Below are 15,309 nucleotides of genomic sequence, written 5' to 3' on the forward strand. Positions count from 1 at the left end.
CGGAGTATCTCTGTAGCTTCCTTACAGAGGAAAACAGCTGCTTGCAAAGATGGATAGTGCCCCCGAATGCCCTGACCCCTATTGTCACACAATTGGCTAGCCCGTGGGCAGTAGCTACCGATTTGCAAGTGCGCAAAAGTTAGATGTAGAAAACTTGGGTTCAACGCCATTTTGAGCACGAAGCAAAGGTGCTTTGCGTAGAATATCGCAGGAACAATACGAGCGAGCGACAACGGGCAACAACAGGCGACCACAAACCACAACGGACGACAACAGAAGACCGCAGACAACAACGGGCGCCAACGAGTGCTTGTTTCTGACGACGAAAGATAACCACTGTGACCGACGTATCAGCACCTCAAACGACGCTGCGCGACCTACCCTTGGGAAGCAGCGCCATTATCACAAGCGTAGGCGGCGAAGGCAGTCTGCGGCAGCATTTCCTGGACATGGGGCTTATTCCCCAAACCTGCGTGACCGCCGTAAAGCGCGCACCTATGGGCGACCCGCTGCAGGTTCGCCTGCATAGCTACGAGCTGACACTGCGTCTGGCCGACGCCGAAAAGATAATCGTCGAGACGCTTCCCTGCCCCCAAACAACCCCTCCTGCCGCGACTCAAATCGCAGCTGCTGGCGGCATGTACCCAGGCGGACACCCGCACGAGCGAGAACACCCAGGCTTTGGCGAAGGCGGACGGTTTCACGACAAAGCCGCCGAACATCCGCTTCCCGATGACGCCGTGCTCACCTTCGCATTGGCCGGCAACCAGAACTGCGGCAAAACAACCTTGTTTAACCTGCTCACCGGATCGACTCAGCACGTGGGCAACTTCCCCGGCGTCACCGTCGACCGCAAAGACGGCCGCATCGGGCAACACGAAAACACGCTGGTCACCGACTTGCCTGGCATCTATTCTATGAGCCCCTATTCGAGCGAGGAACTGGTAACGCGCGAGTTTTTGCTGGGCGAGCGCCCGCGCGGCATCATAAACATTGTCGACGCCACCAACATCGAACGCAACTTGTATTTGACCATGCAGTTGCTCGAGTTGGACACGCCTATGGTGCTGGCCTTAAACATGATGGATGAAGTGCGCGCAAACGGTGGATCGGTGCTCGTCAACGAGCTGGAGAATCAGCTGGGTATACCAGTCGTGCCCATTAGCGCCGCGAAGAGTGAAGGCACCGAAGAGCTGGTGGCCCATGCGCTTCACGTGGCGCGCTACCAAGAGCGCCCCGAACGACAGGATTTCTGCGAAGTTGGCGAACATGGCGGAGCTGTGCACCGGTGCCTGCACAGCATTATGCACCTTATCGAAGACCATGCCGAGCGCGCAGGCATTCCCGTGCGCTTCGCCGCGTCGAAACTGGCCGAGGGCGACACACTGGTCGCCGACAAGCTGCAACTCGATCAGAACGAGCGCGAAGCGGTGGAACACGTAATAACCCAGATGGAAGCCGAGCGCGGGCTCGATCGCGCCGCAGCTATTGCCGACATGCGCTTCAGCTTCATCAACCGCGTGTGCGCCGCCACTGTGGTAAAACCGACAGAAAGCCGTGAGCATGCGCGTAGCGCGCGCATCGACTGCGTGCTCACGGGCCGTTTTACCGCTATTCCCGCTTTCGTGGGCATTATGCTCGCAGTGTTCTGGCTGACCTTCAACGTAATTGGCGCATTCTTTCAAAACGTGCTGGATGTAGCCATAACTGCGCTCGGAAGCTTTGTGGCGGGCCTGATGCAAGCGGCAGACGTAAACGGTACGCTGCAGTCGCTTGTGACCGATGGCGTGTTCGGCGGCGTAGGCAGCGTTCTGTCGTTTCTTCCCATTATCGTCACGCTATTCTTTTTCTTGTCGCTTCTGGAAGACAGCGGCTACATGGCGCGCGTAGCATTTGTTATGGACAAGCTACTACGCAAAATCGGTTTGTCGGGACGCAGCATCGTGCCCATGCTCATTGGCTTCGGATGCAGCGTGCCCGCCGTTATGGCCAGCCGCACGCTGCCAAGCGAGCGCGACCGCAAACTGACCATTCTACTGACGCCATTCATGAGCTGCTCGGCAAAGCTTCCCATTTATGCGTTTCTAACGGCGGCATTCTTCCCCGAACACGGAGCGCTGATTATGGGTGGGCTGTACTTTCTGGGAATTGCCGTTGGTGTGCTGTGTGCGCTTGTGCTGAAGGGCACGTTGTTTAAGGGCGAGGCAGTGCCGTTTGTTATGGAGTTGCCGAACTATCGCATGCCCGGGGCAAAAAACGTGCGCCACCTGTTGTGGGACAAGGCGAAGGACTTCCTACAGCGAGCCTTCACCATTATCTTTCTGGCGACCATCATCATTTGGTTTTTGCAGACGTTCGGCGCAAACCTGAACGTGGTCGCCGACTCGTCGCAGAGTATCTTGGCGAACCTCGCCGGCGTTATTTCGCCGTTGTTCGCGCCGATGGGTCTAGACGACTGGCGTATTTCGACCGCGCTACTGTCAGGCTTCATGGCGAAGGAAAGCGTCGTGTCAACCATATCGGTGCTGTTTGGCAGCACCGACACGCTAGTTGCTTCTCTCTCGGCGCTGTCGGCTTTAGCTCTGCTGGTGTTCTGCCTGCTGTACACACCCTGCGTGGCTGCCATCGCCTCGGTGAAACGCGAGCTGGGTGGCGCATGGGCTGCTTGCATGGTGGTGGCGCAATGCGTGGTGGCATGGGTATGTGCGTACGGCATATACCTTGCCGGCGCGGCGCTCGGCTTCGCGTAGGAGCGTCGCATAGAGTATGTCCCCTTGCGCCTAATTCGCAAAGTGCCAAAACACAAGGGTTGACAGCGGCATTTTCCTTGAAATCCGCCGTCAACCCTTGTGTTTTGGCCACTTTTAGACACTAAATCGCCGTCAACTCCCCTTTTCTGACCACTTTGCTTGAAAGGTGGACAAAGCAGGGAAGTTGACGGCATGGGTATTCATATACAACACGTACCTTATGAGACAACTGCGCCCGATGCAGCTGCTGAGCTTTACGCGAAGTAGTCGACGCCTCCCTCAAACAGCGGCTGATACAAATTGCCCGAAACGTTCTTATACAGGCCATAGCCGCTGCGTTCCGTGTGGCCCATCTTGCCAAGCACGCGCCCGTCAGGGCTGGTGATGCCTTCGATAGCCATCACGCTACCGTTCGGATTCACGGAAAGATCCATTGACGGCTCACCTGCCTGGTCAACGTACTGCGTGGCAATTTGCCCCTTAGCCGCCAGCTCAGCGACCAACTCGGGCGACGCGACGAAGCGCCCTTCGCCATGGCTGATGGCAACGGTGTGAATATCCCCCACCTCGCAGCGCGAAAGCCACGGACTGAGCGTCGTTGCTACACGCGTACGCACAAGACGGCTCTGGTGGCGGCCGATGTTGTTGAACGTCAGCGTAGCGCACTCATCGGTCATGGGAACGATGTCGCCATACGGCACCAATCCCAGCTTTACCAGCGCCTGGAAGCCGTTACATATGCCGAGCATCAAACCGTCGCGGTTCTGCAGCAAGTCGCGCACCGCCTCGGTCACCTCGGGTGCACGGAAGAACGCCGTGATGAACTTCGCCGACCCGTCGGGCTCGTCACCACCGGAAAAACCACCCGGCAGCATGATGATCTGGCTGTTTCCTACTAACTTCACGAATTCCTTCACGCTGTCGGCAACGGCATCGGGCGTGAGGTTGTTGATCACAAACGTTTCGGCTACCGCGCCGGCACGCTCAAAAGCGCGAGCGGTATCGTACTCGCAGTTGGTTCCCGGAAACACCGGAATAACCACACGCGGACGCGCGATCGTACCACCGTAGGTAAGCGGAACAGCGTCGGTAAACGACACTTTCTCAACCGCAGGGGTAGCAGGAGTTTCGTCTGTATCCTTGGTGCGATACGGGAACACACTCTCGATGCCGCTTTCCCATACTTCCTGTAGCCGGACAAGATCGAGCGTCTCAGTTCCAATGGCGAACTCGTATGCCTCGGTGGTTTCACCCACCACGCCGACCGCCACATCGCAGCCAACTTCCGGCACTTCCGCGCCGTCGGCGAGCTCCACCACAAAGCTGCCATAGCTCGGCCCGAACAGCGCGCCACCAAGCGACCCGTATAGCTTCACGCCAAGTCCGTTGCCCACGCACATCTTAAACAGCGCTTCCGCCATGCCGCCGTAACCCGGTGTGGCAACCGCAAGGGCTGCACCGTCACCAATGAGCCCCTCAACGCAATCGAGCACCGCCAGAAGCGAGTCGGTGCGCGGCGTAATGCCGTCGTCCTCGTAGCGCGGTACCACTGCAAGCACGCGCGAACCCGCGCGCTTGAACTCGGGACTCGTCACGCGATCGACCGAACCCACCGCGGTAGCGAAGCTGACAAGCGTTGGCGGCACGTCGAGCTCTTCGAAACTGCCCGACATACTGTCCTTACCACCAATAGCACCCACGCCCAGGTCAACCTGGGCCATGAGCGCGCCCAACACCGCTGCGGCAGGCTTGCCCCACCGGTCGGGGTCGGTGCGCAGCTTCTCGAAGTATTCTTGGAACGTGAGGTAGGCGTCGGCGCGCGCAAATCCGGCGGCAACCAGCTTACACACGCTTTCCAGTACCGCAACGTAGGATCCCACGAATTGGTTCGCCTCGGTGAGGTAGGGATTGAATCCCCACGCCATACCACTGCACGTGGTAGTTTCGCCGAAGACGGGCATCTTGGCTACCATGGCCATGCTTGGCGTAAGCTGGCGAGTGCCACCAAACGGCATGAGTACCGTCGCTGCACCAATGGTCGAGTCGAAACGCTCCACCAGACCCTTGTTCGAGCACACGTTTAGATCGGAGAGCAGCGCTTCCATACGCTCTTGCAACGTGTCGCTTTCCCATGTATGACAATACGAGCCACCTGCTGGCACATGCACAGCCTGATGCTTCGGTGCGCCGTTGCTGGCCAAAAACTCGCGACTGACATCTACAATCACGTCATCATTCCACGTCATGCGCACACGAGGTTCTTCTGTCACGCGCGCGACTACCGTCGCCTCAAGGTTTTCCTCGCGAGCAAAGCCCATGAACGTCTCAACGTCTTCGGGCGCAAGGGCTACTGCCATGCGTTCTTGGCTCTCGGAGATGGCCAGCTCGGTGCCGTCGAGACCGTCGTATTTCTTCGGCACGGCATTTAAGTCGATAAGCAGACCATCGGCCAACTCGCCAATGGCTACCGACACGCCGCCTGCGCCGAAATCGTTGCAACGCTTGATGAGCTCGCAGGCATCCTTGCGACGGAATAGGCGCTGAATCTTGCGCTCAACCGGCGCGTTACCCTTCTGCACTTCGGCACCGCAGGTTTCAAGCGAGCTTGCGCTGTGCGCCTTCGACGAACCAGTGGCACCGCCGATACCGTCGCGTCCCGTGCGTCCGCCCAAAAGCACCACCACATCGCCCGGTGCAGGCGTCTCGCGGCGAACATGATCGGCGGGCGTAGCGCCCACCACTGCGCCGATCTCCATGCGCTTGGCAGCATAGCCCGGGTGGTACAGCTCGTTCACCTGGCCGGTTGCAAGACCTATCTGATTGCCGTAACTGGAATAGCCAGCCGCCGCCGTGGTCACCAGCTTGCGCTGCGGCAGCTTGCCGGGAATCGTCTCGCTTATGGGAGCCAGCGGATTCGCCGCGCCCGTAACACGCATAGCTTGATACACGTAGCTGCGTCCGGAAAGCGGGTCGCGAATGGCACCGCCCACACAGGTGGCTGCGCCACCGAACGGCTCAATCTCGGTGGGATGGTTATGCGTCTCGTTCTTGAATAAGTACAGCCAGTCTTGGTCTTGCCCATCGACATCGACCGTACACTTCACCGTGCAGGCGTTGATTTCTTCCGACTCATCAAGACCGGTCAGGATGCCCTTGGCCTTCAGGTACTTCGCGCCAATGGTTCCCATATCCATAAGACAAATGGGCTTTTCGTCGCGCCCCAGCTCGTGGCGCATGTCCAAATAGCGGTCAAACGCCTGCTGCACCTGGGTATCGTCAATCTGCACATCATCGAGCACCGTACCAAACGTGGTATGACGGCAATGATCCGACCAGTAGGTGTCGATCATCTTGATCTCAGTAATGGTAGGCACGCGTCCCTCGTCAGCAAAGTATTGCTGACAAAACGCGATATCGGCCACATCCATAGCAAGACCGCGCTCGGCAACGAAACGGGCAAGGCCCGCCTCGTCAAGCTCGAGGAACCCTTCGATGCGCTCCACCGGCGCGGGCACGGGCTGAGCAATGCGCAGCGTGTCGGGTTTGTTAAACGACGCCTCGCGCGCTTCGACCGGATTAATCACGTAGTGCTTAATGGCAGCTTTCTCAGTCTCGCAAAGCGGGCCTGCCGACGTAAACCGGTACACCTTGGCACTGCGTACCTCGGGGCGAGCGCCCTGCGTAATGAGCTGAATACACTCGCTGGCCGAGTCGGCTCGTTGATCGAACTGGCCCGGCAGATACTCAACCGCAAACATGACACCGTCAAAAGGTTCGTCAGCGCAGGGGAGTTCGTCGTATACGTTGTCGGATTGAGGCTCGCTGAACACCGTGGGGATACATTGCCTGAACACCTCGTCGGTAATACCCTCGACATCGTAGCGGTTGAACAGGCGCACGTCGACAAGCCGCGACGGATCGTCTAAGATGTCGCGCACCTCAGCGAGCAATTGCCTCGCCTCAACGTCGAACCCGGGCTTTTTCTCAACGAACACTCGAGAAACCATCGGTTCTCCCTTTCCCTTACATAGGCGTATCCGCGCAGGCAACTACTTGTCTGCGGCGTCGTTCTTGTTGTCATCAGGCGTTTCGGAAGTAGAAGCGGCGTGCTTCGTATCCTTTGCCTGTTTTGTATCTTCGGCGCGTTTCGCACTCTCGGCGCGTTTGGCCTCTTCGGCTTCCTTTGCCTCTTGGGCCTGCTGGGCATCCTTGTCAGGAACGTCCTCGCGGTTCTTGCCGAAAAGCCCTTTGCGCTTAGGCAGTTCGGGAACAGCAATGGATTGAGCGAGGAACTGGCTGCGCTCGATCTTCTCGCCGCGAGCCTCAGCAGCGTCGGCTTCCTTCTGCGCCTTTTCCAGTATGCGACGGTCTTTCGCAATCGCGCCCGACATCTGCTGCAGGTAGGCGTTGCGCATTTTGCGGATCTTGGTGAAGTCGAGCACCAGCGCGCCGATAATGCCCGCATACGCAGCAAACAGCAGCGAGTACAGCGCCGGCGTGGGCAGTTTCCCCTGACCAACCCAGGTGCCAATCGTGCAGATGATGGCAACGATAAGCAAGCACCACCATGCGCGGCGGGCTTGTTTGAACTCGTTGGTAGGAGGCGTGTAGTACTTTCGCTCTAGAATGCCCTCGATTTCGCGCACCCGAGCTTTGGTCTGTTTCTCTTCGGCCTTCTGCTTCGGCGTGGCAGCCTTGCCGCCCTTTTTCTTTTTGGAAGTTGATTCAATGCGCACCGAAGAGGCAGCCTTGGTTGTGGGCTTGGCAGACGCTGCGCTCTTGCGCGTTGTTCCCTTGCGCTTGCCCTCGACGGTGTAACGTTCGTTCATGGGGTTTCGCTGTGTCATGGCTCTCCTTGAGTCTGCGAGCGGGTGTGTCTACCGGACGAACTTGCGCCCGGTAATGGTTTCGTAGGCTTGGATGTACTTCTGACTGGTGCGGTCGATAACGTCCTGCGGAAGCCGCGGCGGCTTGGTACCCGACGTCTTATCCCAGTTGGCCGTAAGCCAATCGCGCACGAACTGCTTGTCGAAGCTCGCCTGGCTGCGTCCTTCTTGATAATCGTCGCCCGGCCAGAAGCGAGAAGAATCGGGCGTGAGCACCTCGTCAGCCAAGATGATCTTGCCGTCGATCACGCCGAACTCGAACTTGGTGTCGGCAATGATGATGCCACGCTCGGCGGCATGATCGGCCGCCTTGGAATAAACACCGATGGCCAGATCGCGTAAGCTCGCGGCCGCTTCGTCGCCAATAAGCTGGGCGCAGCGCTCGAAGCTGATATTCTCGTCGTGGTCGCCGATTTCGGCCTTCGTGGACGGCGTAAAAATGGGTTCGGGCAACTTCGACGAGTTCACCAGGCCCTCGGCCAGCTGAATGCCACATACGGTTCCCTGGCGTTCGTATTCCGCCAAACCGCTGCCGGCAAGGTAGCCGCGCACAATACATTCGACGGGGAACATGTCGGCCTTCCTTACCAACATGAAGCGCCCGTCGAGGTACTCGGCGTAGGGCGCAAATTTGCTGGGCAGGTCGGCAACGTCAGCCGAGATGAGGTGATTGTCAACCACACCCGCGAGCAGCTCAAACCAGAAACACGACAGCTGCGTAAGCACCTGACCCTTATAGGGGATCTCGTCTTCTAAAATGTAGTCGAACGCCGAAATGCGATCGGTCGCAACCAGCAACAGCGAATCACCTAAGTCATACAGATCGCGAACCTTGCCCTGCGCATCGGGCTTGATGTCGATTCCCGTCATGTAAGATTCCTTCCTCTTCTCCTCTGTCGGCACGCACCCACATGCAAGCCGCGCCGCTTTTTCGCATCGTAATATTATCTGCTATTTTCCGCCCGTCCACGACGGGGCAATTGGGTTTTTCTGACGCAGCCCCTTCCGCTTGTCCTCACCCTGATAGAGCGGAATATGAATGATAAACGTGGCACCTACGCCCTTCTGTCCTTTCACCTGCACCCAGCCGTTGTGGCGATCGACGATTTCCTTCACCACCGACAACCCGATGCCCAGGCCGCCGCTTTCACGCTGACGGCCCGCATCGGCGCGCCAGAAGCGCGAGAACACCATTTTTGTCTCTTCTGGGGAAAGCCCGATGCCGGTGTCAGCCACAACAATACTGGCCATGAGGTCACCTTTGGAAACCTTTACCGTAATGCAACCACCCTCCGGCGTGTAGCGCACCGCATTTGATATGAGGTTTGCCGTTGCCTGACGAATCATGTCGGCGTCGCCCAGCACGTAAACGCCCTGCTCCAAGTCGGATTCGAAGCGCAGGCCCGAATCGATAACGAATGCCTCGTGCGTGGCGACGATGCCATCTACCAACTCGCCCACGTCAACGACTTCTTTCTTCATGGGCGTCGAGCGGTTCTCCAAGCGAGAGAGCTTCAGAATGGCATCGACCAAGCGGCTTAACCGCTGAACTTCGGAATTCACGGTTTCGAGACGTTCCTCGTCGGCTTCAAATACACCATCGACCATGGCCTCAACTGTCGATTGGATAGCCATGAGCGGTGTGCGCAGCTCGTGAGCAACGTCGGTTGTCAGGCGCCGCTCGAGTTCACGATCTTTCTCCACTGCTTCGGCCATGGCGTCAAACGTTTCGCCGAGGCGGGCTATCTCGTCATCACCATGCAAGCCGGTTCGCGCCGACAAATCACCTTCCTTGATCTCGCGCGCCGTTCGGGCAACCGTATTCACCGGCGACACCAAGTTGCGGGCGAACAGCCATCCGATGCATGTTGCCAAAGCAACAGACAGCAGCGAGGCAAACACCATAGCGCGGTATGAACTGTCGCGGAATTGCTGGTCGGTTTGGCGGATGAGCGTTTCGGAGCCGTACACCCACACGCGCACCGAGCCGATGGCCACACCGTCGACCGTAATGGGAGCGCTGGCGAACTGGCTGCCATGCTGAGACAGACCTAACGGAGCGTCACTGGGAAATGGGTTTACACCCTCGCCTGCCCCGGGGCCTTCTGCTCCGTTGTCCTCGTTCGCGAGAACATCGGAAGAGTCGTACACCACGTTGCCGCCGCGGTTGTCGACAATAGCCACGCCCACGCCACTGTTCAGGCTTTCGGAATAGCGGGCCATGGCGAACACCTGCGGCGAATACAGCGTGCCCGTTTCCTTGTAGACGGCTTCAATGTTGTCGGCCGTTTGGTCGGCGAGCGCCTGCATGTTGTCCTGCGTGTAGGAACGGAAATGCTGGTCCCACACGAAAGACAGCACCCCAATGGCAACCAGCGCCGTCATGACCGCGATAAGCGCGAAGCTTAAAGTTACACGATGCATGTAGGGCAGGTTACTCCACGTACCCCGACGGCGATGCCTGCGGCCCTGCGAAGTGTCGTTGTCTTCGTCTTCAGAATACGAGATGGGCGCCCCTTCGTCGGCACCCATCTCGATAACGATCCGTTCGGTTTCGCCGGTGTCGGCACTGTCTTGCTCGACAGGCTTTTCACCAGATTCTTTGTTGCAATCGGCGCTTTGCTCGCCGCCGCGGTACCGCAACGTGCCCATACGCTACTGCGCGGCCTTCGTGGGGTCTTCGAAGCGATAACCCACGCCATGAACCGTGTGTAGCCATTTGGGGCTACGCGGGTTGTCGCCAATCTTTGCGCGCAGGTTCTTCACGTGGCTGTCGATCGTACGCTCGTAGCCCTCAAAGTCGTAACCGAGCACCTTCTCCACCAACTCCATGCGCGAGTACACGCGACCCGGATAGCGAGACAACGTGGTGAGCAGCTTGAACTCGCTAGCAGTGAGGTCGATTTCGTTGCCGGCGACGAGTACCTTGTGCCCAGACACGTCGATGGTCAGCTCGCCGAATTCCAGCACCTCGCGCTGCGGTTCGGAATCAACATGCACGCGACGCAGCAGCGCGCGGCTGCGAGCCACCAGCTCGCGAGGGCTGAAGGGCTTCACCAGGTAGTCATCGGCACCCAGCTCCAAGCCAATAATGCGGTCTTCAACTTCGCCCTTCGCGGTAAGCATGATGATAGGCACATCGGAATTATCGCGGATGGCGCGGCAAACACGCTCGCCAGGCACACGTGGAAGCATGAGATCGAGAATAACCAGGTCGAAATGGTGCTTCGAGAACTCCTCCAGGGCATCTTGGCCATCGCCGACCGCCGTTACCCAGTAGTTCTCGCGCTCCAGATACGCCGTAACGGCGTCGCGGATGGTCTTCTCGTCTTCAACAAGCAAGATGCGTCGAGTTTCATTTCCCATGAGTTTGCTCCTTAACAGTGCTTTTCGGAACCTTCCTACGCGAAGCGCGCAAGAACCTGATACGCCTTAGTCGTGTTTGCGTTTATTGTAGCAATTGACCACAAGGCGGCTTCCTCCTGCAGGCGAAATGACACAATAAACACCATGGTTACCCGCAGAACGACACACACAACGAACCACCGAGCGCGCGCGGCGAAATCGCGGGGGACGGCAAGCAGGCCCACCGCATCGCGCAGCACGGGAGCCACCCGCCGTTCGGGGGCTGCCTCGCACGTTCCGCATGTGTCGAACATCCCCCATGCGTCGCACGCTTCTCGCGCTGCCCACGAGTCGCACGCGTCACATGCATCGCATTCTCCGAATTTCGCTTCGTCGCGCACGTTCGCGTCGCACCGGAGCCCAACGCAAGCCTCTGCTCCGGCAAAACCGAGCGCACGGGCACCCAAAGCACGCGTTCCTCAAGGTGCGAGCGCTGGGGCGGAGCTTCTAATTACCAGGCGTAACCTGCTTTTGGGAGCGCTGGGTGCAGGAAGCGCCGCTTTGTTGGGCGGTGGCGCCTACTTGGCAGCGAATGCCGGCAAAGACAACGACGAGATGTCGGTGCTCGAAGTTTCCACCGACGCGGTAACTACCACCGATAGCTTTGAGCAGGCGGAATGGGGCGAGCGCATGTCGCTCGCGCACGAGATTGAACTCGATTACGGAACGATGCTCTGGTGCAACGATCCGTCCGTAGCCGTTTGCCTGCTGCCCACCGACAAAGCGCGCCCCCTTGTAAAGATAGGCATTCTGACCTTGGGAAACGGTACGTGCAGCACCGTGCTCGAGCAGGCCGTTGGATCAGATGAGGGCTTCGAAGTATACGACGTTCGCGGAAATTCGAACGGACTGGCATGGGTGGAAGAGAATATCCTCGACAACGTGTGGCGCGTATACACAGCCACACTCGGCGGTTCAATGACGCTCGGTGAACCAACGCTTGCGGCCGAAGGTGGCTCGGATTGGGAAATACCCAGCTTGGCAGCTGTCGGTAACCGCGCGTTTTGGCAAGTGCTTCCCAAGGTTAATGGAGCCATGAGCACGTCTGACTCTACACTGACAAGCGCCCCGTTCGGATCGACGGACACCACGGTTGTCTATACCTCGCACGGACGTATGGCAACGCCACCCTACGCGCTGCAGGACTCACTCGTTATCACGCCGCGAGCCAACGTGTCGTCGATCTACTACCAGCTAACACACATCGACGGAGAAAGCGGTCAGGTACTCGACGCCATGACACTGCCCGGATCGATGAAGCCGCTCGAAGCGGGCTATGGGCAGACAGGCTTCATGTTCACGTTCGACGCCATTTACAACTACGGCGACGGCATTGCGAATTTAGGCACGTACGTGCCGACTGTTTCTGTAGAGCCTCAGCCGGCGGAAGTCGGTAACGAGGACGAGGACAAAGGCGGCAAAAGCAACGGGAACAACGGGGGAAGTGGTGGGAAAGACGCCGATGACACCTCGGAGCCAACCGTCCGAAACAACGATAGCTACAGCGACGTTCCCTGGTTCTGCTTCAACCGCACCCCCACTGCCGCGCCTGCCTGGTGCGGGGGCTACTTCATGGTGAAGTCGACGTCGGCCGTGGTAGGAGTCGACCTTGATGCGAATTGCTACTTCTCGTCAGATGTGGCCAACGGCGCCGACGACTACGGCGAGTACCTTGCTTCAACAGGTGTGCAGCAATCGGTGGTCACGTACACGAACATCGACTACACCCCCATCAGCGGCGACGCACAAAAGCTCTGCCGCGTACGAATATGGAAGCCGCTCGAGAACAGCTGATACGCTACTAAAACAGAGCCTTCCGCCGCTATTGGCCAGCTTCTGTCACACTCATCAAGCATTTATCTCCACGTCAGTCCATTGCTCACAAACTGTCAGAAAATTCGAGAAATGCGCGATTGAGCAAAGTTAGCCGCAGCTTCGGGAACTTTTTTTACGAAATGCGCGATTTGAAGCGCTAAAAAGGGGTAGGAAACGAGCATTACTCTTCTCTTCTTGAGACTGCTCTTACGTTTTCCCTGATCAGAGATGACCGCTTTTGTTTCTGACGATTCGGCGAGCTTTACCGACTCCGCCACATCGTACATTTCGTAAAATAAGTTCCCGAAGCTGCGGCTAACTTTGCTCAATCGCGCATTTCTCGAAAAAAGTTGCAGAAGGCGAGGTTTTCTTTGCCTGAACATACCTGCCCAAACCTTTCGCGGTCAGACACCCAACCAGGCAGCACGGCGTTCGGCATGCTTAACCATTCCTGACTATGGCTTTCGCGGTTCCTTGTGCGAGCAATCCTACATTTCTTGGAATAAGAGATCACTAAGCTTGAACGTAGCAGTGCAGCGTAGTGCACAAAACGGGCGCTCATGTTACCTCGCTGCTCCCCTGTCACTAGCTGACCCGTGGACCAATATAGTGCCAATTGAGTGAACCCTTTGGCACTCGTAACTTGACAATGTCAAATGTAGGTCATAATTGACATTGTCAAATACGAGCGTAGGAAGGGGGTGATCGCGTGGAACATACATCGTTTGCTTTTTATATCGCACTACTGCGAAAACACTTTGTGTCGTATTGCACCGAAAGAATGCGCGACCTTGGAATAACGTACGGTCAGCTGTTCGTCCTGATTTATATAAGCAAGAATAACAACTGCTCTTCCACAGAAATTGCAGAGTACCTTACATTAGACGCAGGACAACTACACCGTATTATGGCGAAGCTCATAGACAAGGAACTCGTTACCCAAAGGAAGAACAGCGACGACAGAAGATTCAACGTTTTAAGCTTGACCAAAAGAGGTATGAACGTAGTTGAGGAGAGTCGTGATCTCTTTCATTCGTGGGATGAACTGGTGTTATCCGATATAGATGATGACAGCCGCCGGGAATTGTTAGACCTCATGAAGAATCTGGTTCTCAAAACCAATAAAAAACAGGGAGGAAAGCAACATGGGCAAATTGAACGAGTTTATGGTTCTGTTGACGGGTAACTTCAACAACGTTGAGCAGTTTGAGAGAATGAAGCAAACTCATGCCGATTTCCCTTTCGCAGAGCATGTCAATACGATCTGCAACGAAAAGATCACGAATATGCCGAAGGACTTCAAGGGTCTTTTCATGGTTGAGGAAAGCTACTATACGGCGAACGGAAATACGCACGCCTCACCTCATTTGTTTTTGTTTACCGAAGAAGAGGCTGGAATACAACTGACATCTTACGAACTGCCTGATGGCTATAAGAAAAGTACGTTTACGTATGAAGCACTCACATCGGTTGATTATCACGACTTGAATATATCCGAAAAATTCACGCCGGCGTTGTTTGTTGAAAGCAACGGAGTATGGGAGGGCGGCAGTACAAGCATGTTTTCCCCTACGCTAAAGTTCACTCTGTTTGAACGATTCTCCAAAGATTACTTAGAGGTCAGCGAGAGTATGGAGGTCAAAGGAAAAAAGACTTTCGGATACGACGAACCCATTCTGTATAAGAGAGTTGTTTAAATCCATCGGGCAAACGTGAAGGTAGCACTCCAAAACCCGCCCATGGCAGCCGCCTTTAGACATGCTACACTTCGCAAGAGAAGGCGCCCCGCGCTACCGGGCGACTCCTTCGTTTAGATTTACCCCGCGTGCAGTGCAAATGCCAGCGGGGTTTTCTTTACTCAGAAACCAATCACCCCACCATCTGATAGAAAACCCTGCATGTTTTGCCATGGAGAAGCACTCTAAAAGAGGCCCGTGGCAAATCAGCTTTCTGGAGCGCTTAAAATTGCATCATTTCAATTGTCTCTCCATCTTCTCGTAAACCAGCTTCACGCCGCCTTCGAGATCGATGACGCCATGACCGACGGTCCTGTAGCCCCTGTGCTCGTAGAGACATACTGCCGGAAGCGATGCTTCCAGACACACCGTATCGTGATTAGCTTCGATGAGCTTCTCCAATTGCTCGATTATCTGCGTGCCGCATCCACGCCCTTGCCATGCCGGCAACACGTAGACGCCCGTAATGTGATTTCCGTCGTAGCACCCCGTTCCCACTACTTCACCATTGCCGCCGAGCAGAACACCCATGTGCCCAGATGCGACACCTTCCCGCACGTGTTCAATACAGTGCAAGCTGCAGAAGAATTCGACAACCTCGGCCGGGTAGTACTTCGGATACACGCTTCGGATGGTCGTCTGTAGCACATAGTGGATCGCTTCCGTATGATCGCTCTTGGCAACGATGTATCTCATGAGGTTTCCCTATCCTGTAAC

12 protein-coding genes are annotated in these 15,309 nt (G+C 56.8%); 4 read left to right on the forward strand and 8 right to left on the reverse strand.

The annotated features are described in order from the left end of the window. Nucleotides 1-338: 338 nt before the first annotated feature. On the forward strand, nt 339-2,750 hold the full coding sequence (gene feoB / locus G7Y43_RS01540; protein WP_241158098.1) for a ferrous iron transport protein B: 2,412 nt from the start codon (nt 339-341) through the stop codon (nt 2,748-2,750). 254 nt (nt 2,751-3,004) lie between these two features. Here the strand turns inward: feoB and G7Y43_RS01545 are convergent, their stop codons facing one another. From G7Y43_RS01545 to G7Y43_RS01570, 6 genes are all read right to left on the reverse strand, one after another. Further along, nucleotides 3,005-6,757, reverse strand: a complete 3,753-nt coding sequence (locus tag G7Y43_RS01545) for a phosphoribosylformylglycinamidine synthase (RefSeq protein ID WP_165043345.1) — start codon at nt 6,755-6,757, stop codon at nt 3,005-3,007. Nucleotides 6,758-6,799: 42 nt separating this feature from the next. Continuing rightward, nucleotides 6,800-7,597, reverse strand: coding sequence for a hypothetical protein (locus tag G7Y43_RS01550; protein ID WP_165043347.1), 798 nt, complete (start codon nt 7,595-7,597; stop codon nt 6,800-6,802). A 30-nt stretch (nt 7,598-7,627) separates the two neighbouring features. Next, nucleotides 7,628-8,506, reverse strand: coding sequence for a phosphoribosylaminoimidazolesuccinocarboxamide synthase (locus G7Y43_RS01555; RefSeq protein WP_165043349.1), 879 nt, complete (start codon nt 8,504-8,506; stop codon nt 7,628-7,630). A gap of 81 nt (nt 8,507-8,587) precedes the next feature. After that, nucleotides 8,588-10,288 (reverse strand): HAMP domain-containing sensor histidine kinase, encoded by a 1,701-nt coding sequence (locus G7Y43_RS01560; protein ID WP_241158099.1) that lies wholly within the window; start codon nt 10,286-10,288, stop codon nt 8,588-8,590. Between the two features lie 3 nt (nt 10,289-10,291). After that, complete coding sequence (locus G7Y43_RS01565; protein WP_165043351.1) at nt 10,292-11,002, reverse strand: response regulator transcription factor; 711 nt, start codon at nt 11,000-11,002, stop codon at nt 10,292-10,294. 35 nt (nt 11,003-11,037) lie between these two features. Then, nucleotides 11,038-11,448 carry a hypothetical protein gene (locus G7Y43_RS01570; protein ID WP_165043353.1) on the reverse strand — a complete coding sequence of 137 codons (411 nt, stop codon included), beginning with the start codon at nt 11,446-11,448 and terminating at the stop codon, nt 11,038-11,040. Between the two features lie 94 nt (nt 11,449-11,542). On the opposite strand from G7Y43_RS01570, the gene G7Y43_RS01575 reads away from it, so the two are divergent. Further along, nucleotides 11,543-12,835: a Tat pathway signal protein gene (locus G7Y43_RS01575; RefSeq protein ID WP_165043355.1), complete on the forward strand. Its 1,293-nt coding sequence runs from the start codon at nt 11,543-11,545 to the stop codon at nt 12,833-12,835. Nucleotides 12,836-12,930: 95 nt separating this feature from the next. Here the strand turns inward: G7Y43_RS01575 and G7Y43_RS01580 are convergent, their stop codons facing one another. Beyond that, complete coding sequence (locus tag G7Y43_RS01580; RefSeq protein WP_165043357.1) at nt 12,931-13,239, reverse strand: hypothetical protein; 309 nt, start codon at nt 13,237-13,239, stop codon at nt 12,931-12,933. A gap of 326 nt (nt 13,240-13,565) precedes the next feature. On the opposite strand from G7Y43_RS01580, the gene bilQ reads away from it, so the two are divergent. Further along, nucleotides 13,566-14,042, forward strand: a complete 477-nt coding sequence (gene bilQ / locus G7Y43_RS01585; RefSeq protein WP_206214380.1) for a bilirubin utilization transcriptional regulator BilQ — start codon at nt 13,566-13,568, stop codon at nt 14,040-14,042. Continuing rightward, complete coding sequence (locus tag G7Y43_RS01590) at nt 14,002-14,553, forward strand: hypothetical protein (protein ID WP_165043359.1); 552 nt, start codon at nt 14,002-14,004, stop codon at nt 14,551-14,553. Before bilQ ends, G7Y43_RS01590 begins: the two co-directional genes overlap by 41 nt. A gap of 273 nt (nt 14,554-14,826) precedes the next feature. Here G7Y43_RS01590 and G7Y43_RS01595 read toward each other — a convergent pair whose 3' ends face one another. Then, a complete protein-coding gene (locus G7Y43_RS01595; protein WP_165043361.1) occupies nt 14,827-15,288 on the reverse strand; it encodes a GNAT family N-acetyltransferase in 462 nt (153 codons plus the stop codon). Nucleotides 15,289-15,309: the final 21 nt, after the last annotated feature.

The sequence above is a fragment of the Adlercreutzia sp. ZJ138 genome, from assembly GCF_011038935.1.
Lineage (GTDB): Bacteria > Actinomycetota > Coriobacteriia > Coriobacteriales > Eggerthellaceae > ZJ141.

What these genes read in the sequence shown, in the direction of transcription:
- G7Y43_RS01555 (WP_165043349.1), bottom strand. Translation starts at nt 8,506, where the DNA reads ATGACGGGAATCGACATCAAGCCCGATGCGCAGGGCAAGGTTCGCGAT.
- G7Y43_RS01595 (WP_165043361.1), bottom strand. Translation starts at nt 15,288, where the DNA reads ATGAGATACATCGTTGCCAAGAGCGATCATACGGAAGCGATCCACTAT.
- G7Y43_RS01545 (WP_165043345.1), bottom strand. Translation starts at nt 6,757, where the DNA reads ATGGTTTCTCGAGTGTTCGTTGAGAAAAAGCCCGGGTTCGACGTTGAG.
- G7Y43_RS01565 (WP_165043351.1), bottom strand. Translation starts at nt 11,002, where the DNA reads ATGGGAAATGAAACTCGACGCATCTTGCTTGTTGAAGACGAGAAGACC.
- G7Y43_RS01580 (WP_165043357.1), bottom strand. Translation starts at nt 13,239, where the DNA reads ATGTTCAGGCAAAGAAAACCTCGCCTTCTGCAACTTTTTTCGAGAAAT.
- G7Y43_RS01550 (WP_165043347.1), bottom strand. Translation starts at nt 7,597, where the DNA reads ATGACACAGCGAAACCCCATGAACGAACGTTACACCGTCGAGGGCAAG.
- G7Y43_RS01590 (WP_165043359.1), top strand. Translation starts at nt 14,002, where the DNA reads ATGGGCAAATTGAACGAGTTTATGGTTCTGTTGACGGGTAACTTCAAC.
- G7Y43_RS01560 (WP_241158099.1), bottom strand. Translation starts at nt 10,288, where the DNA reads ATGGGCACGTTGCGGTACCGCGGCGGCGAGCAAAGCGCCGATTGCAAC.